General features: G+C 46.7%; 21 protein-coding genes. 13 read left to right on the forward strand and 8 right to left on the reverse strand.

The genetic code is table 11. The features are described from left to right. Window positions 1–12: 12 nt before the first annotated feature. The 5 genes from M1D90_RS06370 (at window position 13) to M1D90_RS06390 (ending at window position 5,021) form a co-directional block, all read left to right on the forward strand. A complete protein-coding gene (locus M1D90_RS06370) occupies window positions 13–1,290 on the forward strand; it encodes an ABC transporter substrate-binding protein (protein WP_456283484.1) in 1,278 nt (425 codons plus the stop codon). 30 nt (window positions 1,291–1,320) lie between these two features. After that, window positions 1,321–2,265, forward strand: a complete 945-nt coding sequence (locus M1D90_RS06375) for a carbohydrate ABC transporter permease (RefSeq protein WP_456283190.1) — start codon at window positions 1,321–1,323, stop codon at window positions 2,263–2,265. Next, window positions 2,265–3,107: a carbohydrate ABC transporter permease gene (locus M1D90_RS06380; protein ID WP_020452519.1), complete on the forward strand. Its 843-nt coding sequence runs from the start codon at window positions 2,265–2,267 to the stop codon at window positions 3,105–3,107. The genes M1D90_RS06375 and M1D90_RS06380 overlap by 1 nt, the downstream gene beginning before the upstream one ends. Window positions 3,108–3,142: 35 nt before the next feature. After that, window positions 3,143–4,651, forward strand: a complete 1,509-nt coding sequence (gene arfA / locus M1D90_RS06385) for an arabinosylfuranosidase ArfA (RefSeq protein WP_025811012.1) — start codon at window positions 3,143–3,145, stop codon at window positions 4,649–4,651. Between the two features lie 94 nt (window positions 4,652–4,745). Then, window positions 4,746–5,021, forward strand: coding sequence for a hypothetical protein (locus M1D90_RS06390; RefSeq protein WP_025811013.1), 276 nt, complete (start codon window positions 4,746–4,748; stop codon window positions 5,019–5,021). Between the two features lie 126 nt (window positions 5,022–5,147). Here the strand turns inward: M1D90_RS06390 and M1D90_RS06395 are convergent, their stop codons facing one another. Genes M1D90_RS06395 through M1D90_RS06405 form a run of 3 tightly spaced genes read right to left on the reverse strand, consistent with a single transcriptional unit; the run spans window position 5,148 to window position 7,666 of the window. Further along, entirely contained in the window at window positions 5,148–6,596 is a 1,449-nt protein-coding gene (locus tag M1D90_RS06395) for a PH domain-containing protein (RefSeq protein WP_456283191.1), read from the reverse strand. Beyond that, window positions 6,583–7,062 (reverse strand): PH domain-containing protein, encoded by a 480-nt coding sequence (locus M1D90_RS06400; RefSeq protein ID WP_065643643.1) that lies wholly within the window; start codon window positions 7,060–7,062, stop codon window positions 6,583–6,585. Before M1D90_RS06400 ends, M1D90_RS06395 begins: the two co-directional genes overlap by 14 nt. 10 nt (window positions 7,063–7,072) lie before the next feature. Continuing rightward, entirely contained in the window at window positions 7,073–7,666 is a 594-nt protein-coding gene (locus M1D90_RS06405) for a TetR/AcrR family transcriptional regulator (protein ID WP_035338206.1), read from the reverse strand. A gap of 199 nt (window positions 7,667–7,865) precedes the next feature. On the opposite strand from M1D90_RS06405, the gene cstA reads away from it, so the two are divergent. Continuing rightward, the gene (gene cstA, locus M1D90_RS06410) at window positions 7,866–9,662 is read left to right on the forward strand and encodes a carbon starvation protein CstA (RefSeq protein ID WP_020452513.1); all 1,797 of its coding nucleotides are present in this window, start codon (window positions 7,866–7,868) and stop codon (window positions 9,660–9,662) included. A gap of 31 nt (window positions 9,663–9,693) precedes the next feature. Here the strand turns inward: cstA and sspI are convergent, their stop codons facing one another. Then, the gene (gene sspI, locus M1D90_RS06415) at window positions 9,694–9,906 is read right to left on the reverse strand and encodes a small acid-soluble spore protein SspI (protein ID WP_023855460.1); all 213 of its coding nucleotides are present in this window, start codon (window positions 9,904–9,906) and stop codon (window positions 9,694–9,696) included. Between the two features lie 118 nt (window positions 9,907–10,024). Between sspI and M1D90_RS06420 the strand changes: the two genes are divergently transcribed. The 3 genes from M1D90_RS06420 to pheT all read left to right on the forward strand — a co-directional run bounded on the left by M1D90_RS06420 (window position 10,025) and on the right by pheT (window position 14,598). After that, window positions 10,025–10,771 (forward strand): TrmH family RNA methyltransferase, encoded by a 747-nt coding sequence (locus M1D90_RS06420; protein ID WP_023855459.1) that lies wholly within the window; start codon window positions 10,025–10,027, stop codon window positions 10,769–10,771. Window positions 10,772–11,133: 362 nt separating this feature from the next. Next, window positions 11,134–12,168, forward strand: a complete 1,035-nt coding sequence (gene pheS, locus M1D90_RS06425) for a phenylalanine--tRNA ligase subunit alpha (protein ID WP_003184229.1) — start codon at window positions 11,134–11,136, stop codon at window positions 12,166–12,168. A gap of 15 nt (window positions 12,169–12,183) precedes the next feature. Further along, window positions 12,184–14,598 carry a phenylalanine--tRNA ligase subunit beta gene (gene pheT / locus M1D90_RS06430; RefSeq protein WP_026579104.1) on the forward strand — a complete coding sequence of 805 codons (2,415 nt, stop codon included), beginning with the start codon at window positions 12,184–12,186 and terminating at the stop codon, window positions 14,596–14,598. Window positions 14,599–14,679: 81 nt separating this feature from the next. Here pheT and M1D90_RS06435 read toward each other — a convergent pair whose 3' ends face one another. The 4 genes from M1D90_RS06435 to rnhC form a co-directional block, all read right to left on the reverse strand. Continuing rightward, the gene (locus M1D90_RS06435) at window positions 14,680–15,480 is read right to left on the reverse strand and encodes a zinc-dependent metalloprotease (RefSeq protein ID WP_456283194.1); all 801 of its coding nucleotides are present in this window, start codon (window positions 15,478–15,480) and stop codon (window positions 14,680–14,682) included. Between the two features lie 383 nt (window positions 15,481–15,863). Next, complete coding sequence (locus M1D90_RS06440) at window positions 15,864–16,667, reverse strand: hypothetical protein (RefSeq protein WP_456283196.1); 804 nt, start codon at window positions 16,665–16,667, stop codon at window positions 15,864–15,866. Window positions 16,668–16,692: 25 nt separating this feature from the next. Further along, entirely contained in the window at window positions 16,693–17,292 is a 600-nt protein-coding gene (locus M1D90_RS06445) for a hypothetical protein (protein ID WP_456283198.1), read from the reverse strand. Window positions 17,293–17,679: 387 nt separating this feature from the next. Then, window positions 17,680–18,618, reverse strand: a complete 939-nt coding sequence (gene rnhC, locus M1D90_RS06450; RefSeq protein WP_095290832.1) for a ribonuclease HIII — start codon at window positions 18,616–18,618, stop codon at window positions 17,680–17,682. Window positions 18,619–18,769: 151 nt separating this feature from the next. Between rnhC and zapA the strand changes: the two genes are divergently transcribed. The 4 genes from zapA to M1D90_RS06470 all read left to right on the forward strand — a co-directional run bounded on the left by zapA (window position 18,770) and on the right by M1D90_RS06470 (window position 23,805). Beyond that, window positions 18,770–19,027 carry a cell division protein ZapA gene (gene zapA, locus M1D90_RS06455; protein ID WP_020452506.1) on the forward strand — a complete coding sequence of 86 codons (258 nt, stop codon included), beginning with the start codon at window positions 18,770–18,772 and terminating at the stop codon, window positions 19,025–19,027. 8 nt (window positions 19,028–19,035) lie between these two features. Further along, complete coding sequence (locus tag M1D90_RS06460; RefSeq protein ID WP_023855455.1) at window positions 19,036–19,572, forward strand: CvpA family protein; 537 nt, start codon at window positions 19,036–19,038, stop codon at window positions 19,570–19,572. A 143-nt stretch (window positions 19,573–19,715) separates the two neighbouring features. Beyond that, window positions 19,716–21,431, forward strand: coding sequence for a DNA polymerase/3'-5' exonuclease PolX (polX, locus tag M1D90_RS06465; RefSeq protein WP_020452504.1), 1,716 nt, complete (start codon window positions 19,716–19,718; stop codon window positions 21,429–21,431). A gap of 16 nt (window positions 21,432–21,447) precedes the next feature. Next, entirely contained in the window at window positions 21,448–23,805 is a 2,358-nt protein-coding gene (locus tag M1D90_RS06470; RefSeq protein ID WP_456283200.1) for an endonuclease MutS2, read from the forward strand. The last annotated feature ends 9 nt before the right edge of the window (window positions 23,806–23,814 follow it).

The following is a 23,814-nucleotide window of genomic DNA, read 5'->3' on the forward strand; positions in this document are numbered from 1 at the left end:
TCATCTATCTTTATGGTCACGGTCGCTGCATGTCTGCTTTTATCGGGGTGCAAGGCAAGTCCAGCCTCTGATCAAGCGGACGGCACCGAACTGACATTTTGGACATTCAACGGCCTTCATGAACAGTTTTATGCTGAGATGGTGAAAGAATGGAACAAAAAGTATCCCGAGCGAAAAATCAAATTAAATACAGTGGTGTATCCGTATGGACAGATGCATGACAATTTATCAATCTCGCTTTTAGCCGGGAAAGGGGTTCCAGATATTGCCGATGTTGAGCTGGGGCGCTATTCGAACTTTTTGAAGGGCTCTGACATTCCTCTTACAGATTTAACGCCGCTTGTGGAGGGCGAACGCGACAAGTTTGTTGAAGCGAGGCTGACGCTCTACAGCAAAAACGGCAAGCTTTACGGACTTGACACACATGTCGGAACAACCGTGATGTATTACAACATGGAAATGATGAATAAAGCAGGCGTTGATCCGGACGACATCAAAACGTGGGAAGATTACAGGGAAGCGGGCAAAAAGGTCGTCAAAGCTCTCGGAAAGCCGATGACAACGATTGAAACGACCGATCCGAATTCATTTCTGCCACTGGTTTCCCAGCAGGGATCCGGTTACTTTGATGAGCAGGGGCGTTTGACATTAAACAATGAGACAAACTTAAAAACGCTCGAATTTTTAAAGACTTTAATTGAGAAAGACAAAATTGCCGTCACAACGCCCGGAGGTAATCATCACAGTGAAGAATACTACGGGTTTATGAACCAAGGCGGCGCGGCGTCTGTCTTAATGCCGATCTGGTATATGGGCCGTTTTTTGGATTATATGCCTGACTTGAAAGGGAAAATCGCGATCAGACCGTTGCCGGCATGGGAAGAAGGGGGAGACCGTTCAGCGGGAATGGGCGGAACGGCCACCGTGATTCCAAAACAGGCGAAAGAGGTCGATCTGGCCAAGGATTTCTTGAAATTTGCCAAAGCATCGAAAGAAGGCAACATCAAGCTGTGGACCGTGCTCGGATTCGATCCGCTCAGATGGGATGTGTGGGACTCGGACGAATTGAAAAAACCAAATCAATATACAGAATACTTTCAAAACGGACAACACATCTTTTCCGTGCTTCTTGACATAAAGGATGAGATCAATCCGCTTTACCTTACTGAGGATTATGCGAAGACTTCTGATCTCGTCAACAGAAACGTCCTGTACGAAGCGCTCAAAACGAAGAGCAAAACACCGAAAGAAGCATTGGACAAAGCAGCAGCTGAAGTGAAAGGGCAATAGTCTTTCATTACTGTAAAGCGAGGCGATAACTTGAAGACTGTTAAAACAGATACAGTGCATTCGTTTCCGCCGGTGAGCAGAAAAAGAAAGATCAGACGATTATTATATTCAGCAAAAGCCGCACCCTACATTTTCACAGCACCTTTTGTACTCTCCTTCTGCATATTTTTTCTTTATCCGCTTATCAGCGTCGTCATCATGAGCTTTCAAAGCATTCTCCCCGGGGAAGTCCGCTTCATCGGGACGGAGAACTATCAAGCATTAAACAATCCTACATTTTATACCGCACTATTCAACACCGTAAAATACACCTTTTGGACATTGCTGATTTTAATACCTGTTCCTCTTATTCTGGCAGTCTTTTTAGATTCTAAACTCGTAAAGTTTAAAAGCGTGTTCAAATCGGCTTTATTCATCCCGGCTCTGACGTCAACCATTGTGGCGGGGATTATTTTCAGGCTGATTTTTGGAGAAATGGATACATCGCTGGCGAATTCGATATTGGCTAAGTTTGGAGCTTCGCCGTACAACTGGCTGAACAACGAACATACCGGCATGTTTTTAATGGTGATGCTCGCATCCTGGAGATGGATGGGAATCAATGTCCTGTACTTTTTGGCGGGCTTGCAGAACGTTCCGAAAGAATTATATGAAGCTGCCGAAATCGACGGCGCAGGCACGTTCAAGAAGTTTTACCATATTACGCTTCCGTTTTTAAAGCCCGTCAGCGTCTACGTGCTGACGATCAGCATCATCGGCGGCTTCCGGATGTTTGAAGAAAGCTATGTGCTGTGGCAAAACAACTCTCCGGGCAACATCGGCCTGACGATGGTCGGATACATTTATCAGCAGGGGCTTGCCTACAACAACATGGGCTACGGCTCGGCGCTCGGCATCGTGCTCTTGATCATCATTTTCATCTGCAGCCTCATTTCATTAAAGCTGTCTGGATCTTTTAAAAAGGAGGGCTATTAATGCGTCCTGCCAGAGGCCTCAACATTGCGAAAGTTGCTCTGTTTCTGCTGTTTGCGATACTAAGCTTTTTGTTTGTGTTTCCGCTTTTCTGCCTTGTGCTCGGCTCGCTCAAACCATCTTCGGAATTGTTGCGCTTCGGCTTGAATTTAAAGCTGAGCCCTGAAATCCTGAGCCTTGACAATTACACATACTTGTTTAATGGAGGAAGCATTTATTTTCAATGGTTTTCGAACAGCTTGATTCTCGTGGTGATATCCACCGTGCTGACGCTCTTGTTTTCTTCAATGGTCGGATACGGGCTTGCCGTCTACGACTTTAAAGGAAAAAATCTCTTGTTTGTAGCTGTGCTCCTGATCATGATGGTGCCGATCGAAATTCTCATGCTGCCTTTATTTAAAATGACGGTTTCTCTTCATATTGTCGACACATACGCCGGTGTGATTCTGCCGTTTATCGTCTCGCCTGTCGCCGTGTTTTTCTTTAGACAGTATGCGCTCGGCCTGCCGAGAGATTTGCTTGATTCCGCGAGAATGGACGGCTGCACAGAGTTCGGCATTTACTTCAGGATCATGGCGCCCTTGATGAAGCCGGCATTTGGAGCGATGATCATTCTTCAATCCTTAAACAGCTGGAACAACTTCTTATGGCCGCTGATCGTTTTGCGATCGAAAGAAATGTTTACGCTCCCAATCGGACTGTCCGCTTTGCTCAGTCCGTACGGGAACAATTATGACATGTTGATTTCGGGTTCTGTGCTGGCGATTCTGCCCGTGATTCTCATTTTCCTGTTCTTCCAGAAGTACTTTATATCAGGTTTGACGGCAGGCGGAATTAAAGGCTGATCCACTATATATCATCTTGAAAGGAATGATTTAACATGACTGCACACAAAGCGAAGATGACGATTGACAAGGAATATAAGGTGGCAGAGGTTGATAAGCGAATTTACGGATCCTTTATCGAGCATCTCGGCAGAGCCGTTTACGAAGGCATTTATGAGCCCGATCATCCTGAAGCTGACGAATCTGGCTTTCGGAAAGACGTTATTAAATTGGTCAGTGAACTGAAGGTTCCGTTTATCAGGTATCCCGGCGGAAATTTCGTCTCGGGTTATAACTGGGAGGACGGGGTCGGTCCTGTCGAACAGCGGCCGACAAGACTTGATTTGGCGTGGGCGACAACCGAGCCGAACTTAATCGGTACGAACGAATTTATGGATTGGGCAAAGCTTGTCGGGGCAGAGGTGAATATGGCCGTCAACCTCGGAACGAGAGGAATTGATGCCGCACGCAACCTGGTAGAATATTGCAACCATTCGTCAGGATCGTACTACAGCGACTTGAGAAAATCCCATGGATATAAGGAACCGCATAAAATTAAAACATGGTGCCTCGGCAATGAAATGGACGGTCCATGGCAAATCGGCCATAAAACTGCAGCCGAATACGGAAGACTTGCCGCTGAAGCCGCGAAGGTGATGAAATGGACGGACCCGTCGATCGAGCTCGTCGCCTGCGGAAGTTCGGGAAGCGGAATGCCGACATTCATCGACTGGGAAACAACCGTGCTTGATCATACGTACGAACACGTCGAGTACATCTCGCTTCACTCGTATTACGGCAACCGTGACAATGACCTTCCAAACTATTTGGCGAGATCGCTGGACATGGATCACTTTATCAAAACGGTCATCTCAGTCTGCGACTATATGAAAGCGAAAAAGAAAAGCAAGAAAACGATTCACCTTTCATATGATGAGTGGAATGTCTGGTATCACTCGAATGAAAAAGACAAAGAAGCTGAACGCTGGGCGAAAGCGCCGCACCTTCTTGAAGACATCTACAACTTTGAGGATGCGCTTCTCGTCGGCTGTATGCTGATTACGATGCTCAAGCATGCCGACCGCGTGAAAATCGCCTGTCTGGCTCAGCTTGTCAATGTCATCGCGCCGATTATGACAGACAAAGGCGGAGAAGCGTGGCGTCAGACCATTTTCTATCCGTTTATGCACGCTTCCGTCTACGGCAGAGGAACGGTATTGCAGACGGCGGTATCGTCTCCGAAGTATGATGCGAAAGACTTTACGGATGTGCCGTACCTGGAGTCCGTGTCTGTTTTCAATGAAGAAGCCGAAGAATTAACCGTTTTTGCCGTCAACCGCGCAACTGACGCCGGCCTTGAAATGGAAGCCGATATGAGAAGCTTTGAAGGGTACAGTGTCTCTGAGCACATCGTTCTGGAACACGAAGATCATAAAGCGACGAATGAAAAAGACCGCAACAACGTCGTTCCGCACAGCGGCGGAGACGCCAAAGTATGTGACGGCAGGCTGACGGCTCACCTTCCGAAACTTTCCTGGAATGTGATCAGAGTGAAAAAAAGATGATCTAAAAAATCCGGCCGCTGTGCCGGTTTTTTTAGGTGTGAAAAGGTGTGCGCATTTATGTCGGAGAATACTATAAAACAGGAGGGGGGATATGATGAAGTCGTTTTTTTCGGCTGCATATTGCTTTTTGATGTACGCATTTATAGCATACCTTTGGCTTCTGTTTATCACGGCGGTCCTTGATCGGACCCGGTTTCTCAATCACTCATTTTTAGAGGCGGGCGTCATCTTGATCGGCACCATATTGTTTTTTTCGCTGTCTCACCATCTCTCAGCTTCACTTGTCAAAACAAACATCAATCGAATCGGAGGGAGCGCCGCTTTCTGTCTAGTCATGGCCGTTCATTTTTTTATTGTTCCGTTATGCTGACAGAAAAAAGGCGGATATCCGATGATACCCGCCAATTACGCCTTAAAAAAGGCAGCAGATGAAGCATGTGTCTATTTTATTCTTATTATTCCTATTAGTCAACTGGGTTTTGGGTGATTTTGAAAATTATTCCTTTGTTTTAAGGACATGTTGATAAAGATCTGCTGCACTCTCTATTGGAATGTGGCTGATCGAAAATTTCATATTTTCTTTTCCTGAGGCAACGGCCAGCTTAATTGACGCTAAGTTTTTTCTCTCTTGCATAAATGTTTGGCTCAATGATGCCCATTGAATGCGTCCGCGTTTCATAATTGCCGTTTTCCGGGATAAAATTCCGTATTGCAAAGTTAAAAACCGGCTGCTTTGATTCCAGCCAATCATCCGATACCCTATCCACCCCAGGCTGAATAATCCGAGCGGCAGAACTGCAGCCAGATTGTGATAGTCGGAAGGTACAAACAGCCATATCGGTATGGCAAAAAGACAGCCGGCTATAAATGGCATAACCATATAGTGAATTTTCGCTCCCTTTGTGAGCGTGTGCAGATGGCCTCCTTTGCGGTAACCGGTAAACGGTTCAAGCATGGATTCGGCCTTTTCTTTTTTAACAAAAGGAAGTAGGGTGACGGTTTTACTGCTTTGCTCATTTGAACGATTGCGAATCACAACAGCTTTGATTTCTGCATACCCCAAGAATCGGTGAATCGGACGCTCAATGATGAGAACGGCCTGTATCCGGTCTTGTCCGATCGTTCGTTTTTTCTTTTCAAACAGACCCTGCTCAATCTCAATTTCTCCTTTGCTATTTTTCCTTAATGTGAATTGAAAATCACTTGCAAATGTGAGTAATAGCGAAAGCGCGAATGATAGAATAGCCATCAAGACCACCGTGATCATGATCCAGTTGGGGCCGAACCAGCCAGATAAGGAGGTGAACAAAGTGTCCCTGTCTCCTTCTTTCGATATATCGATATATTTTAGCAATCCCAGTAATAACAGCGTAAACACAATCCCGACTTTAGGCGATAGCAGGCTGTGTAAAATGAGGTTACTTTTAGATAATTGAAACATTGAGTCTTCAGCATGTTCGCTCGGCCTGTCTTTTGCTTCTGTTTTTAAAGCCGTCCGAATGCGCTGTTCTTCTTCTTTTGAAATGCAGCTGAGTGTGATGCCGGATTCTTCTCCTCCGGCAAGTTCAATTGTCAAAGTCCGGGTGGAAAATAAATGATCATATACACGAATCGCAGAATCAATTGATTGTATACGATCCGGCTGCACCCATCTTTTCTTGACGACAAGCAAACCGGATTCAACATATATCGCTTTCTCATGTATTTGGTAGGTAAATGACCGCCATTTTAATACACCAATCACGAAAAACGACATGATAAGGCATGAGCCTAAAGTGATATTGATGAGGAAAGCGGGAATGTCACCGCCCAGTTTATGAATACATAATACGAGCAGTGGAAATGACCAAATAAAGGAAAATGATTCTTTGATCGCTGTAGCGATAAAGTAAAGGACGGAAACCGGATGGAGACGATGTTTGATCAATGTGTCAGACTTGTTCATCGCATAACCTCGCATAGGCTTCAATTTCTTTGCGGATCGAATCGGCTGTTCCTTCGGCCAATCCCAGAATGTCGTGGCTGCCGGCTGCCGTTGATAAAGTCACTGTATATAAATTGTACTTTTTTAAAATAGGACCTTGTTTTGCTTCGACATGCTGGACTTTCCCCATAGGAATTAATACTTTTCGTCTGAAAATGATCCCTTTATGGATTTGAATACTTACTTCACTTAGGCGGTATCGCCACAAGTGACATTTCCACTTCGGCAAAAGATAAAGTTCAAACGGTACCGAGGCAACAGCTAAACATAATGTGACAGCCAATATCCATTTTGGCCAGCCGAATGTGATAGTAAAGTATAGCAATGCCAGAATCATGGCTGCATACACACATAAAGTGATCACACCTTCAAGCTTCCGTACGGCAACAATTTTCCCGTCCAATTTTTTAAATTCACCAGTGTTCACGATAGCCCCCCTATTTAGTTATTTTTCTTGTTGCATAATCGAACGTATCGACAATTTCTGATATCATGTCTTCCTTATCTGATATATCTTGATTTGCGATTTTGGTCCCAAGAGAATCGATGACGCTTCGGACGGTTCTGGCCATAATGTGCGGGGAAAACTGCCTGAAACTCCCTTCTGTTTCCTGTCCCCACTTAAAAATTTCAACTAATGGCTCATATATTGATTCATCTTCATTCTGGTAAAACAGCTCGCCGGTTTCTGTTCGTAGGTTGGATACCACCTCAATGATTGCGGTCACGTAAGCTCGGTGTTCATACATGAATCTGAGATTTGATTCAATGTATGCGCGCAGTGTCGCCGGCGCACTGTCTGAACCATCCATGAATTTTTCCATATAAGGTGCTGCAAGTCCGTAGCAATACTCAACAACAGCCTTCATAAGCTGCATTTTATTTCGAAAATGATACGTAACGACTCCTTTGCTGATTCCCCCCTTTTTTGCGATATTGCCGATCGAGGCATTCGCATAGCCTTCTTCCACAAGCACTTGAATAGCGTCTTCAATAATTTGCAGTCGTCTTTTTTGTGATTTCGTATTCATGGCTCAATTTTAGTACGATCGTGCTAAAGTGTCAATAAGAATATGAAATCAAACTGAGAGGTCCGGGTGCTCGTCTATAACAAAAGGAAGCTGTCATAAAAAGCGAAGATGGAGGCCGTGTCTTTTTTCGAAAAAAGATGATTGCGCTTACAAAAAATATGAGATATGTTAAAAAAGAAACAAAGGGGGGAGGAATTGGATGAATGCAATAACAATTGTGATCGCTTCCATCTGTATTTTGGCGATCGCCTATCGTTTGTACGGAACATTTATGATGGTGAAAGTGTTGAAGGTTGATGATGACAAGCCGACTCCTGCCCATCTCCAGAAAGACGGCAAAGATTATGTGCCGACGAACAAATGGGTGTCTTTCGGCCACCACTTTGCGGCCATCGCAGCCGCGGGGCCGCTTGTCGGGCCGATCTTGGCGGCGCAGTTCGGCTACTTGCCGGGACTGTTGTGGCTCTTGATCGGAGCGGTGATCGGGGGAGCCGTGCATGATATTGTCGTTTTATTTGCGTCCATGCGGAGGAAGGGAAAGTCGCTTTCAGAAGTGGCGAAAGAAGAGCTCGGGCCTGTTGCGGGATTTTGCACGGGGCTTGCGATGCTGTTTATTATTACGATCACGATGGCGGGGCTGTCGATGGTTGTGCTTCATGCGCTTGAACGCAATCCGTGGGGGACGTTCGCCGTTGCGATTACAATTCCGATCGCAATGGGGGTCGGTTTATTTTATAAAAAGACAGGCAACTTAAAATTAGCGTCAACCGGCGGATTTATTTTACTGATGGCCGGTGTCTTCATCGGACCGTCCATCGCGGAAACGCCGCTTGGAGACGCCTTGACGCTTGATACGAAAACGCTTGCTGTCGCACTTCCTGTCTATGCATTTTTTGCAGCTGCGCTCCCTGTATGGCTGCTGCTCGCGCCGCGCGATTATTTGAGCAGCTTCATGAAGATCGGGGTGTTTATCGCTTTGATTGCCGGGGTGTTCGTCGTCAATCCGGCGATTCCGTTTCCGGCGTTTACCGAGTTTACTGGCGGAGGGGGACCTGTATCGCCTGGTCCGGTTTGGCCGTTTATTTCAATTACGATCGCCTGCGGTGCGATTTCCGGCTTCCATGCGTTTGTTGGTTCAGGCACGACGCCGAAAATGCTTGATAAGTGGAGCGATATGAAATTCGTCGGCTTTGGGGCGATGCTCGTTGAGTGTCTTGTCGGCATCATGGCGCTGATCGCGGCAACGGCATTGCAGCCGGGCGATTATTTTGCCATCAACAGTTCGCCTGAAGTCTTTCGGACGCTTGGCATGAATGTCGTCCACCTGCCTGAACTCAGCCGCGAAATCGGTCTCGATCTTGAAGGAAGAACAGGCGGAGCTGTTACCCTTGCCGTCGGCATGGCTTATATTTTTACGGATATTCCGTTTTTCAGCCATTTGGCCTCTTACTTTTTTCAATTTGTCATCATGTTTGAAGCCGTCTTTATTTTAACGGCGATTGATGCCGGTACAAGGGTGGCGCGTTATTTGATTCAAGACTTTTTCGGAGAAGTGTACAAACCGCTGAAAAAAACGGACTGGCTTCCGGGTTCGGTCGCAGCGAGCGCCGTTGCCTGTTTCATGTGGGGGTATTTGCTGTATTCAGGCGACATCAGCTCGATTTGGGCGCTGTTTGGCGTATCCAACCAGCTGATGGCATCCGTCGGTTTAATTATCGGCGCGACGGTCATTTTAAAAATAGCGGACAAACGGCGTTATATGCTGACATGTCTCATTCCGCTCGCTTATTTGTACGTAACGGTCAACTATGCGGGATACTGGATGATCAAAAACGTTTATTTTAATGCGGAAGCTGCCGGTTTCAGCGTTTTAAACGGCATTTTATCAATTATTATGCTGCTGCTGGGGCTGGTGATCATGGCGGCTGCCATTAAAAAGTGGACGGAGATTTGGCGCGATCCGGCATTGCGGATGGAGCCTTCTATTCCAGGATGAAAATAAACCGGGGCCGTTTCAGGCCGCCGGTTTATTTCGTTTTTAATCCTTGTTCCAATGTCTCAAGCATTTCAGTTTTATCCGATTCAGTTGCGTGCTGCCAGATGACCTCGAACAACACACCTAATCCCGGAAGCATTTTTTCTTCACCGCTTTGGATCGCATCGACGATCGTGTGCTCAAGCTCTTCTTGCGAGTTTCCTGATACATTGGCAATAACGGCATGGCGCAAATTCAAATCCATCTTTTTTCACTCCATTTCATCAAATCTGATTTTCTATATTCTGCCTCGCTTTCGGGTTTATTATGTATCATTGATGAGATATAATGTGACTATTGCGAGACAAAGGAGTCAAAACGATTTGAAACGAATTGAATCAGCCAAAAATCAAAAAGTGAAGGATTGGAAAAAACTTCATACGAAAAAAGAGCGGACAAAAACCAATACTTTCTTAATAGAAGGCGAGCATCTCGTTGAGGAAGCGCTGAAGACACCGGGTGTTGTGAAAGAAATCATGGTCCGAGACGAAGCGGATTTCCCGGCCGCGCTTGATGAGTCTGTTGCCCGCTATATTTTGAGCGACGATGCTTTCTCGGCGATTGCCGAAACAGAGACACCCCAGGCTGTCGCCGCTGTATGCCGAATGCCTGAAAGCGGACCTTTTCAATACGAAAAGCTGCTGCTTGCGGATGCTGTGCAAGATCCGGGCAATTTAGGGACGATCATCCGGACGGCAGACGCGGCGGGGATCGATGCCGTTGTGATCGGACAAGGCACTGTCGACCCCTACAATGCCAAAACGCTCAGATCGGCTCAAGGTTCGCATTTTCACATTCCGATTTTAAAACGCGAGCTTTCGGAGCTGATTGAAGAGCTAAAGGGAAAAAGCGTCCCGGTATACGGCACAGCGCTGCAAGATGCCGTGCCATTTAGAGAAGCGGAGCCGTCGCAGTCATTTGCGCTTTTGATCGGAAACGAAGGATCTGGGGTCGATCCGGCTCTCCTCGCACAGACCGACCAAAATCTGTACGTTCCGATCTACGGAAAAGCGGAGTCGCTGAATGTAGCGGCCGCAACCGCGGTCCTTCTTTATCATCTCCACGGATAACCGGTTGCACAGGATCATGTAATTCACTATAATGAATGTAATATGTTTAAAAACAGTGATAGAGGCTCCGTTTTTTCACATGTCGCCATTTAGGGAGAAAATGCCTTAGACTGCAAGCATTTTTATGGCAGGCCGGAAAAACGCTTCACCTCTTGAGTTGTCACCGGGACCGCGTCTCTCGAGGGATGTGTAAAGGTGAACCGGATTCATTCCGTTATGCCAATGAAGTAAGCAGCAAAGCTTTTTTGCTTTGTTTTAAAAAAGGGTGGTACCACGGCCACGATTCGTCCCTTTCATTATGAAAGGGGCTTTTTTTATTGCCTAAAATAACAGGTTGCTACATAAAAGGAGGAGTTTTTAAGATGCAGGAAGAGCTGAAACGGCTTGAGAAAGAAGCGGTTGAAAAAGTGGAAGCCGCTGGTTCATTAAAAGAAGTCAACGATGTCCGCGTTGCGTACCTGGGAAAAAAGGGACCGATCACGGAAGTACTTCGGGGAATGGGAAAGCTGTCCGCTGAAGAAAGGCCGAAAATGGGCGCCTTGGCGAACGAAGTAAGAGAAAAAATCGCCGCGGCGATTGCCGAAAAAAATGCCCGCCTAGAGGAAGAAGAGGTGAAAAGGAAGCTGAAAGAACAGACGATTGACGTGACGCTTCCGGGAAGCCCTGTAAAAACAGGAGCGCGGCATCCGCTGACGATCGTTATTGAAGAAATCGAAGACTTGTTTATCAGCATGGGATATTCGGTGGAAGAGGGTCCTGAAGTAGAAACCGACTATTATAACTTCGAAGCGCTCAACCTTCCGAAAGAGCATCCGGCCCGCGATATGCAAGACAGCTTTTATATTACGGAAGATACGCTGATGAGAACGCAGACGTCTCCCGTCCAGACGCGCACGATGGAAAAGCATAAAGGCAAAGGCCCTGTCAAAATCATCTGCCCCGGCAAAGTATACCGCCGCGACAACGATGATGCGACACACTCCCATCAGTTTATGCAGATTGAAGGGCTCTGCGTTGACCGCGATATCAGCATGAGCGACTTAAAAGGAACGCTTGAAACGGTCGCGAAAAAGATGTTCGGCGAAGAGCGCGAAATCAGACTGCGTCCAAGCTTCTTCCCGTTTACAGAGCCGTCTGTCGAAGTCGATGTTTCCTGCTTTAAATGCGGAGGCAAAGGCTGCTCCGTTTGTAAACAAACGGGCTGGATCGAAATTCTCGGCGCCGGAATGGTGCATCCGAACGTGCTCGAAATGGCCGGATTCGATTCCAAACAATATCAGGGATTTGCATTTGGAATGGGTGTTGAACGGATCGCGATGCTGAAATACGGAATTGACGACATTCGTCATTTCTATACGAACGATGTCAGATTTTTATCTCAATTTAAACAGGCTTAAAGAGGAGGACGCGTGATGTTTGTTTCATATAAATGGCTGCAGGAATACGTGGATTTAGATGGGATGACTCCCGAGATTCTCGCTGAAAAGATTACGAGAAGCGGAATTGAAGTGGAAGGCATCGAATATAAGGGAGAAGGAATGAAAGGCGTTGTCATCGGACATGTGCTGGAGCGCGAACAGCATCCGAACGCCGACAAGTTGAATAAATGCCTCGTCGATATCGGCGAAGAAGAGCCTGTCCAGATCATCTGCGGGGCTCCGAACGTGGACAGAGGGCAAAAAGTAGCCGTCGCCACGGTTGGTGCGGTATTGCCCGGCAATTTTAAAATCAAAAAAGCGAAGCTTCGCGGAGAAGTGTCTAACGGCATGATCTGCTCTTTGCAGGAGCTTGGCATTCAAGGCAAGCTTGTGCCGAAAGAATATGCGGAAGGCATCTTCGTCTTCCCGGGCGATGCAGAAACCGGTGCGGACGCCCTTCAAAGCCTGGCGCTCGACGATGCGGTTCTTGAACTGGGACTGACACCAAACCGCGCCGACGCCATGAACATGCTCGGCGTTGCCTATGAAGTGGCTGCGATTCTCGGCCGCGAAGTCAAGCTTCCTGAGACGGCTTATCAGGCAGGCGCCGAAAAAGCGGCGGACTATATTTCCGTCAAAATTGAAGATACAGAAGCCAATCCTTTGTACGCGGCAAAAATCATTAAAAACGTCAAAATCGGCCCGTCGCCGCTTTGGATGCAGACGAAGCTGATCAATGCCGGCATCAGACCGCACAACAATGTCGTCGATATTACGAATTTTGTTCTGCTCGAATACGGTCAGCCGCTGCACGCGTTTGACTATGACCGCTTTGGCTCAAAAGAGGTCGTCATCCGCAAAGCGTACGAAAATGAAACGATAACGACGCTTGATGAACAAGAAAGAACATTGACGCTTGAGCATCTTGTCATCACAAACGGTTCTCTTCCGCAGGCAGTCGCAGGCGTAATGGGCGGAGCGGACTCCGAAGTCCGCGAAGATACGGCGACAGTGCTGCTTGAGGCCGCGTATTTTAACGGTCAGACCGTTCGCAAAGCATCAAAGGATCTCGGTCTTCGCAGCGAATCAAGCGTCCGCTTTGAAAAGGGCATCGATCCTGCACGGGTGCGCCTCGCTGCAGAACGCGCGGCAGATTTGATCAGCCGGTATGCCGGAGGAACCGTCTTAGAAGGTACGGTTGAAGAAAACCACCTTGATATCAAAGAGAATGTCATCCGCCTTTCCGTTGATAAAGTGACGAAGGTTCTCGGCATGTCCATCAGCAAAGAAGAAATGGTCAACATTTTTGAAAGGCTCGGCTTTGCAGTTGAAGACGCTGAACGGGAACTGGTCGTGACGGTTCCGTCAAGAAGAGGCGATATTGCGATTGAAGAAGATTTGATCGAAGAGGTCGCAAGACTGTACGGATATGACAACATTCCGTCGACACTGCCGGAAGTAACAGGCTTTGCGGGCGGACTGACACCTTATCAGGACAAGCGCAGAAAAGTAAGACGCTTTCTGGAAGGAGCAGGCCTTTCCCAAGCGATCACATACTCACTAACAAACGATAAAAAAGCAACGGCTTACGCATTGGAAAAATCGTTTAAAACGATCCTTTCGCTGCCGATGAGCGAGGAAAGAAGCGTGCTGAGGCACAGCCTGCTTCCTAATCTGCTTGATTCGGTCGCATACAACCTGGCACGGCAGTCCGATTCTGCAGCTTTTTATGAGGTCGGTTCAGTTTTCTTGAAAGCCGAAGAACATACGAAACCGGTCGAAAAAGAGCACGTCGCCGGAGCCGTGACAGGCCTGTGGCATAAAAACCTCTGGCAGGGCGAGAAAAAGCCGGTTGATTTCTTCGTCGTAAAAGGCATCGTCGAGGGTCTGTTAGAAAAGCTCGGCATCACCGAAGGCATCGAATTCGCTCAATCTGAAAGAAAAGAGCTTCATCCCGGGCGGACGGCCAATATTTTGCATAACGGCTCATTAGTCGGCTTCATCGGCCAGCTGCATCCGTCAGTTGAAAAAGAGCTGGATCTGAGCGACACGTATGTGTTTGAACTGGACCTGCACGAGCTCCTTCGATTGGATGTACCGGAGATCACGTATACACCAATTCCAAAGTATCCTTCTGTTACCCGGGATATCGCGCTTGTTGTGAATAAAGAAACAGCGGCCGGTCAGCTTGAGGACGTCATCAAAACAGCAGGCGGCAAATGGCTCAAAGAAGTCCATGTCTTTGACGTCTACGAAGGCGAGCACATGGAAGAAGGCAAGAAATCCGTCGCCTTCAGCTTGCAATATTTGAATCCTGAACAAACATTGACTGAAGAAGAAGTGACAAAAGTTCACGACCAGGTGCTGAAAGCACTGGAGGATGCGTATCAGGCTGTATTGAGAGGATAACCGGTTCCCAGCCCAATTGAGGCTGCCCGGCTGCAGTACAAAAAAGGCGTCTCCGCTTTATGCGGAGACGCCTTTTTATAACTATTGATACCAAACTTTATTTTTCTCGATCAGGCTGTTGTGTTCCGCATCCCAGACATCGACGGTGTATGCGTAATCGTAGTTCATAATGCAACGGATGCCGCTTCCTTGCGGATCATGCTCCACCCCGAAATTATGGGAAAATTCGTGTCTTTGTGCTTTTGCCGTATTTTCCGTTCCCAGGTCGAACGTGACGCTGAAAGCAGGACCGTCCGGTTTAACAGGGTATTGAAAAGCGATGCCGCCCGCTTCAAAATTGTCGTTGGCTGTAAAGCCGGCTACGAATTTATAAGGCCGTCCTTCGAATTTTTCCGCCAGGTTGTCAAGAATGTCAGAGGCATTGCTTCCGGAAGAACTCCATGGGGCAACAGCTTCCACGACAAAATCAATATCGTGGTCGCGGTTAAACATTTCGTCCGCCTCTTCAACGATGTTGACGATTCTCGTTTTCCAGTCTTTGTGTTTCTGCCGGTACTGCTTATCAGCCACCGCGAGGACACTTATCTTTTGCTTGCCCGTGCTTGCCTGAGTCGAAAATTTACCGTTGTTTACATTCTTTTTAAATGTGATCGTACTCGTTTCATTTCCTTTCTCATCCAGCACTTTTGTTTTCGTTGTTTTTTCAATGTGAACTTTGCCTGTTAAATCTTTATAACCTTCCTTAGGTTTAGGCAATGCTTCCTTATAAATCCCTTTTGCTTCATGAGTATGCTTATGACCGCCCGTTTCCGCGACTCCAGCCGCCCCAGGTATTAAACTTGCAGAAAGCAATAAAGTAAAGAATAAAGACCGTTTTTTCATTTGAAAAATTTCCTCCTTAGTTTTTAACAGACTAAAGATTCGTCCAGTTAACTAAGAATTCCTGCTAACCATCCAAAATGAGGAAGATTTATATAGGTCTATTCGGCATTCCCTTTTAATTACCGTCTATGGTCATGTGAATCTTTCTTTTTTTAGGTCTTTTAACCCTGATATCTGGGTTTTAAAAAAAGTAATCTTTGAAAACGTCAAAATGTTCGGTCAAACGAGAGAAAAATTTGAGTTTTACAAAAACTTGCGGCTATCGTAATTGAAATGGCAGCGATCAAAGAAAGACTCTGGGGGTATGTATCAGCTGTTTTTTAGAGGATAAAGAAAAAGCCGTCCCGAACCATAATAGCCAGAGACCGGCTTTTTTGCAGTAACTATGGACGCTTCAGCATCCGTTCGATTTTTTCTACATCGGAGTCTAAAGCTCCGTACAGTACACCGGGCAAGCTGTATTGATGAGGCTTCCCTGCTGCAGTGTAACGTAAAACAGGAGTGACCGTATAAAAATCATATTCCCCTATCATATCAAAAGCCGGGACGACGATGTGTTTGCTTTGTTTAGCTTGGATGGCGGTCCTCTTGTCAAATGAATACGTCATGACGCCGTTTAGATCGGTGATCTTTTCAAGGGAGATATCTTTTGCCAGGTTGTTTTTCAGCCGAACGTCCAAGGACGGTTTTGGATATCCTGCAGTATACTGGCCAGCAGGCGACAGGTCACCGCTTCGAACATTATGATCGTTTTGAAGGGTAATCTTTCCGATTTGAAATGCTTCTGCATCACGTCCGTTAAAAGATATCAGCAGCTGATCAGCTTTTTCCGGTTTATCGCTTGAGATTCGGACGTCAACGATGATGTTGACGAGCGTATAGCCTTTATGGCGAATCCCTGTTTCAACCTTGTAATCGCTGATTTGAATATGATCGTTATCAAAAGCGAGCGACGTAACCGTATCACCGCTTATCGGAATGCCGGTGTTTGCTTTTTGCAGTCCGAAAATGTTAAACGACATCGTCTCGTCTTCCATCGCATAGCTGATATAGTTTTGAGCAAAGAAAAGCCCGTTTTCTTTATTTTCGCTGGCCTCTGTAAAATTCGCCTTGTTGAAGAAAATAAAGAGAGAAAATGCCAGAGCTGCGCATATGGAGAGCGTGATGATCCATTTTATTTTTGACATGGTGACTCCTTTACCTCTTTATATTTTATTTATAGACAACTTGCAAGTATGTATCTTTACGCGGAGCATAATGGTAAGCATACTTTGTACTTATAAGGGAGTTTCCTAAATAATTTCTTACTCTTACATACCGTTTGTTGTAATCACTATAGAATGCAAGTTTACTATATTTCTTACTATTAGCGGGAATTGTGATTGCAACTGAATAAGAAGTGGTTACTGTATTAGAAACCCCTAACTGACTTGATATCCCTTTGGCGCTAATCCCCACATTAGATGATACAGTGGAGCTGGCAGATTGAGTTTTACTCCAGGTATAGCTAGAGGCTTTTGCCCAAGAAGAGGTTAAAAACCTTACACGTTTTTTTACCTTGGTAGGGCCCTTTATTGTCTTCACTACGTATCTGTTATTAACACAAGCTATGCAACTAACCTGAAAATCACTGCTTGCCGTTGCGGGCTCTAAAACTCCTTCGATTTTAACAGTCTCACCAAGTTCGTAATATTCGGAATTTTCATCAAGCACTTCAGTAAATTCTTCTTCAGCAGAGGCCTGATACAGAGGGAAAAGATTAATAGTAAGAAGCATCGTGATGCAAACTACCCAAAAACGAGACTTTTGCATGGCTACCAACTCCTGTATACATATTCAAATACAGAAAAAATATACCATTTTCTTCAAAGGGAGTACAGACCGTTTTTCTGATTTTTCAATTTATTTAAAAGTGTTTAACATGAAGAGAGAATATTTTATCTTCTAACGATGGAATATTCACTGTTTGAAAATGGATACAGATAGGGAGAATTAGTTAAAAACTATAATATTGGTTTCCCGTAGGTTTTCGATATACAAAAATTCTTTTTCTTGATATCAAACGAAACTTTATCCCTCGGTTACAGGAGATATGGTATATGGAATTCAATTTAGACAGCGCATTCAAATGAAAAAATGTTTAAGGTCATGTAAAGCGACGGGACCTCCGACAGCCGGAAGTCCCCCTTTTAATGCTTATCACCTCGACGCAATCCGCTTCGCCTTCTGCGTATTTGCAAAGTGCAGCTTTGTAAATACCCTCAATGCGCCTTCGCCGTGTTTCTTGATCAGCTTTGCCGCCGCTTCATCGACGAGCGGACCCGCTCCTTTCGGGAGCGTCATCCCGGCTTCTTTCGAAAGCTTATCCATCTCCATTAAAAATGAATAGCGTGCGATGATCGAAGCCGCTGCAACTGAAAGATGGATGCCTTCCGCTTTTGTGCTGAAATATGTACGTTCTTTGATGGCGTTTTTGCCGGCCAGGTGTTTAAAATAGACGGCAGGTTCTGCGAACTGGTCAATTAAAATCGCTTCAGGCCGGGTTCCGTCCAATTTTTTGAGAAGGTTGCCGATCGCCTGGTTGTGGAGAAGGGCCTTCATTTTTCCCTGGCTCATCCCTTTTTCCTGCATTTCATTATACTTTTCATTTCTCAAGACGAGCAGGCTGTAAGGAACTGTCTTGATTAAGTCGCGCGCGATCTGAACGATTTGCGGATCTTTTAAGTTTTTTGAATCTTTAACACCGAGTTCCTTTAACAGCGGCAGCTTTACCTTGTCAGCGTATACGCACGCGACGGTGATCGGACCGAAATAATCGCCTGTCCCGACTTCATCGGAGCCGATCACAGACATGGAACCGATGCCTTCAGGCGGCTGATAGACGGACGGGATGCTTTTTTTGGATGCGGGCTTTTTGGCAGCCGGTGTTTCAGCATCCGCCGTCCAGCGCTCCGCTTCCTTTTCCGCGTTTTTTCCTTGGAACAGCACCTTCCCCGACCGGTATGCTGTAATGGTGCAGCCCTGTGGTTTGGCCTGGAAAACCGCGCCCTGTACGGAAAGGGAAGTCATGTGAGGCCCGTAGTGGCTTTGCATCCGTTCAATAACAGACGGGGGAACTTTTAAAACAGAATGTGACACGTTCTAATCTCCTTTATTAGCTGCTTAAACAGGCTAAATCATTGTTTTTATAAGTGTATCATAACAGCGGAGGGCTCGTCTTTCCATTCAATCTCTAAACATGTTATGATATAGACTAGGATTCTCGCATAATTGGAATGGAGGAGAAACGTTGTCTGATGGTCAAAAAACGAAAACAACAGTTGACATCTACGGTCAGCAATTCACAATTATCGGCGATGAGAGCAAGAGCCATATGAGGCACGTTGCCTCGATTGTGGATGATAAAATGAGAGAAATCAACGAAAAAAATCCGTATCTTGATATAAATAAACTGGCCGTTTTGACGGCTGTAAATGTGGTTCACGATTATTTGAAGCTGAAGGAAGAGCTTGAGAGATTAAAAGGACAAATTAAAGAAAAGGATTGAACATCACGATGCTAGATATCATCATTATCATTTTGCTTTTGTCCGGTTTGTTTATTGGACTCAAAAGAGGGTTTATCCGCCAGTTTATCCGTTTGGTTACGTTTATCGCAGCGATCGCTGTGGCCGCAACCTATTACGGCGACCTTGCACCTAAGCTCGGCTGGATTCCGTCTCCCGACTTTACGGGCGGCCAGTCTGCGCTGGCGTTTGTAAACGGAAGCCTTGAAGGCGCTTATTACAATATGATTGCGTTTTTGATTCTCTTTTTCCTGACGATTATCCTTTTGAGAATTGCCGCATCGTTTCTGGATGCCGTTGCAAGCATACCGGTTCTCAAACAGATCAACCAAGTACTTGGAGCCGTGCTCGGTTTTGCGGAGATCTATCTGTTCGTGTTTGTCGTTCTGTTCATCGGAACGCTTCTGCCGATCGATGTTCTGCAAAACATGATGGCCGGTTCGGTGATGGCTGACTTGATCATTCATAAAACACCGTTTTTATCAAACATGTTAAACAATCTGCTGCATCAGTACGGATCTTTGTAAAAACTTCTCTGTTTGTAGGGAAGTTTTTTTTCGGGGCTCTTGAGAACCCCGGAAACTGTCGAATAGGCCTGTTTGTTGTAGGATCAGCCAAAAATTTGTATGATTGAAGCAGGATGAACGAGGGGAAACAAGAGGTGAACAGCATGCATAAAAAAGATATCATCAAATTGCTTGAAACGATTGCGATATATATGGAACTAAAAGGGGATAACCCATTTAAGATCTCCGCTTTCAGAAAGGCTGCGGCAGCTCTTGAACAAGACGACCGGAGCCTCTCGGAAATCGATGATATGATGTCCCTGTCCGGGATCGGCAAAGGCACGTATGCCGTCATCAAGGAATATATGGACACGGGAGCGTCCGGTACGCTGGAACGATTAAAGGAAGAGGTTCCGGAAGGACTTGTCCCGCTTTTGAAGCTGCCGGGCCTCGGCGGCAAAAAAATCGCCAAGCTGTATCAGGAGCTCGGTGTCTGTGATGCGGCGTCTTTAAAAGAGGCATGCGAACAGCAAAAGGTTCAGGGGCTTGCCGGATTCGGCAAAAAAACGGAAGAAAAAATCCTGCAGGCTTTAGGTGAAGCGGGGAAACGCCCTGAACGGTACCCGATCGCGGTCGCTTTGGCTGTCGCTGACATCATCGAAGAACAGCTTGAAGGGCTCCAGGGCCTCATCAAGTTTTCGCGGGCCGGAAGCCTGCGCCGTGCCAAAGAAACGGTGAAAGACCTCGATTACATTATGGCTGTCACTGATCCGGAACTTGTCAGGGAAGGACTCCTGAAGCTTTCGAACATCAAGGAGGTCATTGCCGCAGGAGATACGAAAGTGTCTCTCACATTTGCCTTTGAATACGAAATCAGTGCGGATTTCCGGCTGGTGACGGAGGAACAGTTCCCAACGACGCTCCATCATTTTACCGGATCAAAAGACCACAATATCAAAATGCGCCAGCTTGCCAAAGAAAAAGGCGAAAGAATCAGTGAATACGGCGTCGAAACCGTTGAAACTGGAGAAATTAAAACCTTCTCAAGCGAACAAGAGTTTTTCGCCCATTTCGGGCTTCCGTTTATTCCGCCCGAACTGCGGGAGACAGGAAGAGAAGTCGAGGACTACCGCGATGACATCGGACTCGTTTCCGCCGAGGATATTCAAGGAGACCTTCATATGCACTCGGCTTGGAGCGACGGTGCTTTTTCGATCAGGGAAATGGCGGAAGCCTGCATGGCAAAAGGGTACCGCTATATGGCGATCACAGACCATTCCCAGTATTTAAAAGTGGCAGGCGGTTTGACGCCTGAGCGCCTGCGCATGCAGGCGAAGGAAATTGATGAACTGAATAAGGAATTGACCGATTTTCATATTTTTAAAGGCGTGGAAATGGACATCCTGCCTGACGGAACGCTAGATTATGACGATGAGCTGCTGGCGGAAATGGACCTTGTCATTGCTTCGATCCATTCAAGCTTTTCACAGCCGCAGCATGTCATCATGAAGCGGCTTGAAACCGCACTGATGAATCAGCACGTTGACATTATCGCTCATCCGACCGGCCGTCTGATCGGAAGAAGGGCGGGTTATGAAGTCGATATTGACCAGCTGATCGAGCTTGCGAAGAAAACGAATACCGCCTTGGAACTGAACGCAAATCCAGCGCGGCTCGATCTCAGGATGGAACACTTGATGAAAGCGAATGCTGCCGGAGTGACACTCGTTATTAATACGGATGCCCACAACACAGCGATGCTTGACGATATGAAAACGGGCGTTACGGCAGCGAGAAAAGGATGGACGCCAAAGGCCAATGTATTAAATACCCGCTCCTTTGAAGAAGTCCAGGCATTTTTGTCGCGCCATCGATCTTAAGGAGGTTTAATGGACGTTGCAGCAAAAAGCGCTATCAGCACTTGAATTTCATAAAGTAAAAGAACAGCTCACAGAGCATGCGGCATCTTCTTTAGGGAAGGAAATGCTTTTGGAACTCAAACCTTCCCGTTCGCTCGAAGAAGTCAAAAAGCTGCAGGAAGAAGTCGATGAAGCAGGAACCGTCCTGCGTTTAAAAGGAAACGCCCCTTTCGGAGGCCTTACCGACATTAGAAAAGCGTTAAGAAGGGCGGAAATCGGCAGCATTTTAAGCCCGGCGGAATTGACCGAAATATCGGGTCTGCTATACGCAGCAAAACAGATGAAGCATTTTCTCGAAGGCCTGTTCGAAGACGGGGTTGAGATTCCTTGTCTTCACCAATATGCAGAAAAGCTCATTCCGCTTTCCGAATTGGAAAGAGACATCAATTCGTGCATCGATGATCATGGAGAAGTGCTAGACCATGCATCTGAGACGTTAAGGGGAATCAGGACGCAGCTGCGGACGCTTGAATCAAGAATCAGGGACCGGCTGGAATCAATGTTGCGTTCTTCATCTGCGCAAAAAATGCTGTCGGATACGATCATCACAATTCGTAACGACCGCTTCGTTATCCCTGTCAAACAGGAGTACAGATCAAGCTACGGAGGAATCGTGCACGATCAGTCGTCTTCCGGCGCGACATTGTTTATCGAGCCTCAGGCGATTGTCGATATGAACAATACGCTTCGCCAGGCGAAAGTAAACGAAAAACAGGAGATTGAACGGATTTTGCGCGTCCTGACAGAAAAGACGGCAGAGCACACAAATGAACTCTTTCACGATGTCAAAGTGCTTCAGACGCTGGACTTTATTTTTGCAAAAGCAAAATACGCCAAAGCGACAAAAGCGGTTAAACCGGCTGTCAATGATGACGGCTATGTCCGCCTGATTCAAGCCCGCCACCCGCTTTTGCCCCTGGATGAAGTCGTTCCGAATGATATTGAGCTCGGCGGAGAGTATACGACAATTGTCATCACGGGCCCGAACACGGGCGGTAAAACGGTGACGCTTAAAACGCTCGGGCTTTTGACCATTATGGCGCAGTCGGGATTGCACGTACCGGCGGAAGAAGGATCAGAAACCGCCATATTTGATCAAGTATTTGCCGATATCGGCGATGAACAGTCAATCGAACAAAGCTTAAGTACGTTCTCGTCACATATGGTCAACATCGTCGATATTTTGAAAGACATGACGGAAAACAGCCTTGTGCTTTTTGACGAGCTCGGCGCCGGGACAGACCCGCAGGAAGGCGCGGCCCTTGCGATCAGCATCCTTGACGAGGTGTGCCAGACTGGCGCGCGCGTCATTGCCACGACTCATTACCCTGAGCTGAAGGCATACGGCTACAATCGCGAAAATGTCATTAATGCAAGCGTCGAATTTGATATCGATACACTGTCGCCGACCTACAAGCTGTTAATCGGAGTGCCCGGCCGAAGCAATGCGTTCGAAATTTCGAAGCGACTCGGGCTGCCTGATTACCTGATCGGCCGCGCAAAAGCGGAGATGACGGCCGAGCATAATGAAGTTGATACGATGATCGCATCGCTGGAAGACAGCAAAAAGCGCGCCGAGGCGGAGCTGAACGAGACAGAAGCCATCCGCGCCGAGGCTGAAGCCCTTCACCGCGACCTCCAGCAGCAGATCAGCGAATGGCAGGAGAAAAAAGAAAGGCTCTATGAAGAAGCGGAGCAAAAAGCCGCTGAAAAAGTCAAAGAAGCGATGAAAGAAGCAGACGAGATCATCCAGTCGCTCCGAATGATCAAGGAAGACCATAAAGCATTTAAAGACCATGAGCTGATCGAGGCGAAAAAGCGCCTTGAAGAAGCGGTGCCTTCGTTTGAAAAAGCGAAAAAGCCGGCTCAGAAAAAAACGGACAAGCGCGAATTAAAACCGGGCGATGAAGTCAAGGTTTTAACCTTTGGTCAAAAAGGAACGCTGCTCGAAAAAACGGGTGCGGCCGAATGGAATGTTCAAATCGGCATTCTGAAAATGAAGGTTAAGGAAAAGGATCTGGAATTCCTGAAATCGGCACCTGAACCCGAAAAACAAAAAACGATCGCCGCCGTCAAAGGAAAAGATTATCACGTCTCGCTCGAACTCGACCTTAGAGGGGAGCGGTATGAAAATGCGCTTCACCGGGTTGAAAAATACTTGGATGATGCGGTGCTTGCGGGCTATCCAAGAGTCTCGATCATCCACGGAAAAGGAACCGGCGCCCTCCGAAAAGGCGTTCAGGACCTCTTGAAATCCCACCGCAATGTGAAAAACTCCCGGTTCGGCGAAGCGGGAGAGGGAGGATCAGGCGTCACCATTGTCGAATTAAAATAAAAAAGGGAG

Source organism: Bacillus sp. JZ34 (genome assembly GCF_053903205.1).

Coding starts and splice junctions, on each gene's coding strand:
- M1D90_RS06370 (WP_456283484.1), top strand. CDS start 13: ATGGTCACGGTCGCTGCATGTCTGCTTTTATCGGGGTGCAAGGCAAGT.
- M1D90_RS06440 (WP_456283196.1), bottom strand. CDS start 16,667: ATGTCAAAAATAAAATGGATCATCACGCTCTCCATATGCGCAGCTCTG.
- pheT (WP_026579104.1), top strand. CDS start 12,184: ATGTTTGTTTCATATAAATGGCTGCAGGAATACGTGGATTTAGATGGG.
- M1D90_RS06390 (WP_025811013.1), top strand. CDS start 4,746: ATGAAGTCGTTTTTTTCGGCTGCATATTGCTTTTTGATGTACGCATTT.
- M1D90_RS06460 (WP_023855455.1), top strand. CDS start 19,036: ATGCTAGATATCATCATTATCATTTTGCTTTTGTCCGGTTTGTTTATT.
- cstA (WP_020452513.1), top strand. CDS start 7,866: ATGAATGCAATAACAATTGTGATCGCTTCCATCTGTATTTTGGCGATC.
- pheS (WP_003184229.1), top strand. CDS start 11,134: ATGCAGGAAGAGCTGAAACGGCTTGAGAAAGAAGCGGTTGAAAAAGTG.
- M1D90_RS06435 (WP_456283194.1), bottom strand. CDS start 15,480: ATGAAAAAACGGTCTTTATTCTTTACTTTATTGCTTTCTGCAAGTTTA.
- M1D90_RS06445 (WP_456283198.1), bottom strand. CDS start 17,292: ATGCAAAAGTCTCGTTTTTGGGTAGTTTGCATCACGATGCTTCTTACT.
- M1D90_RS06380 (WP_020452519.1), top strand. CDS start 2,265: ATGCGTCCTGCCAGAGGCCTCAACATTGCGAAAGTTGCTCTGTTTCTG.
- M1D90_RS06395 (WP_456283191.1), bottom strand. CDS start 6,596: ATGAACAAGTCTGACACATTGATCAAACATCGTCTCCATCCGGTTTCC.
- polX (WP_020452504.1), top strand. CDS start 19,716: ATGCATAAAAAAGATATCATCAAATTGCTTGAAACGATTGCGATATAT.
- M1D90_RS06405 (WP_035338206.1), bottom strand. CDS start 7,666: ATGAATACGAAATCACAAAAAAGACGACTGCAAATTATTGAAGACGCT.
- sspI (WP_023855460.1), bottom strand. CDS start 9,906: ATGGATTTGAATTTGCGCCATGCCGTTATTGCCAATGTATCAGGAAAC.
- arfA (WP_025811012.1), top strand. CDS start 3,143: ATGACTGCACACAAAGCGAAGATGACGATTGACAAGGAATATAAGGTG.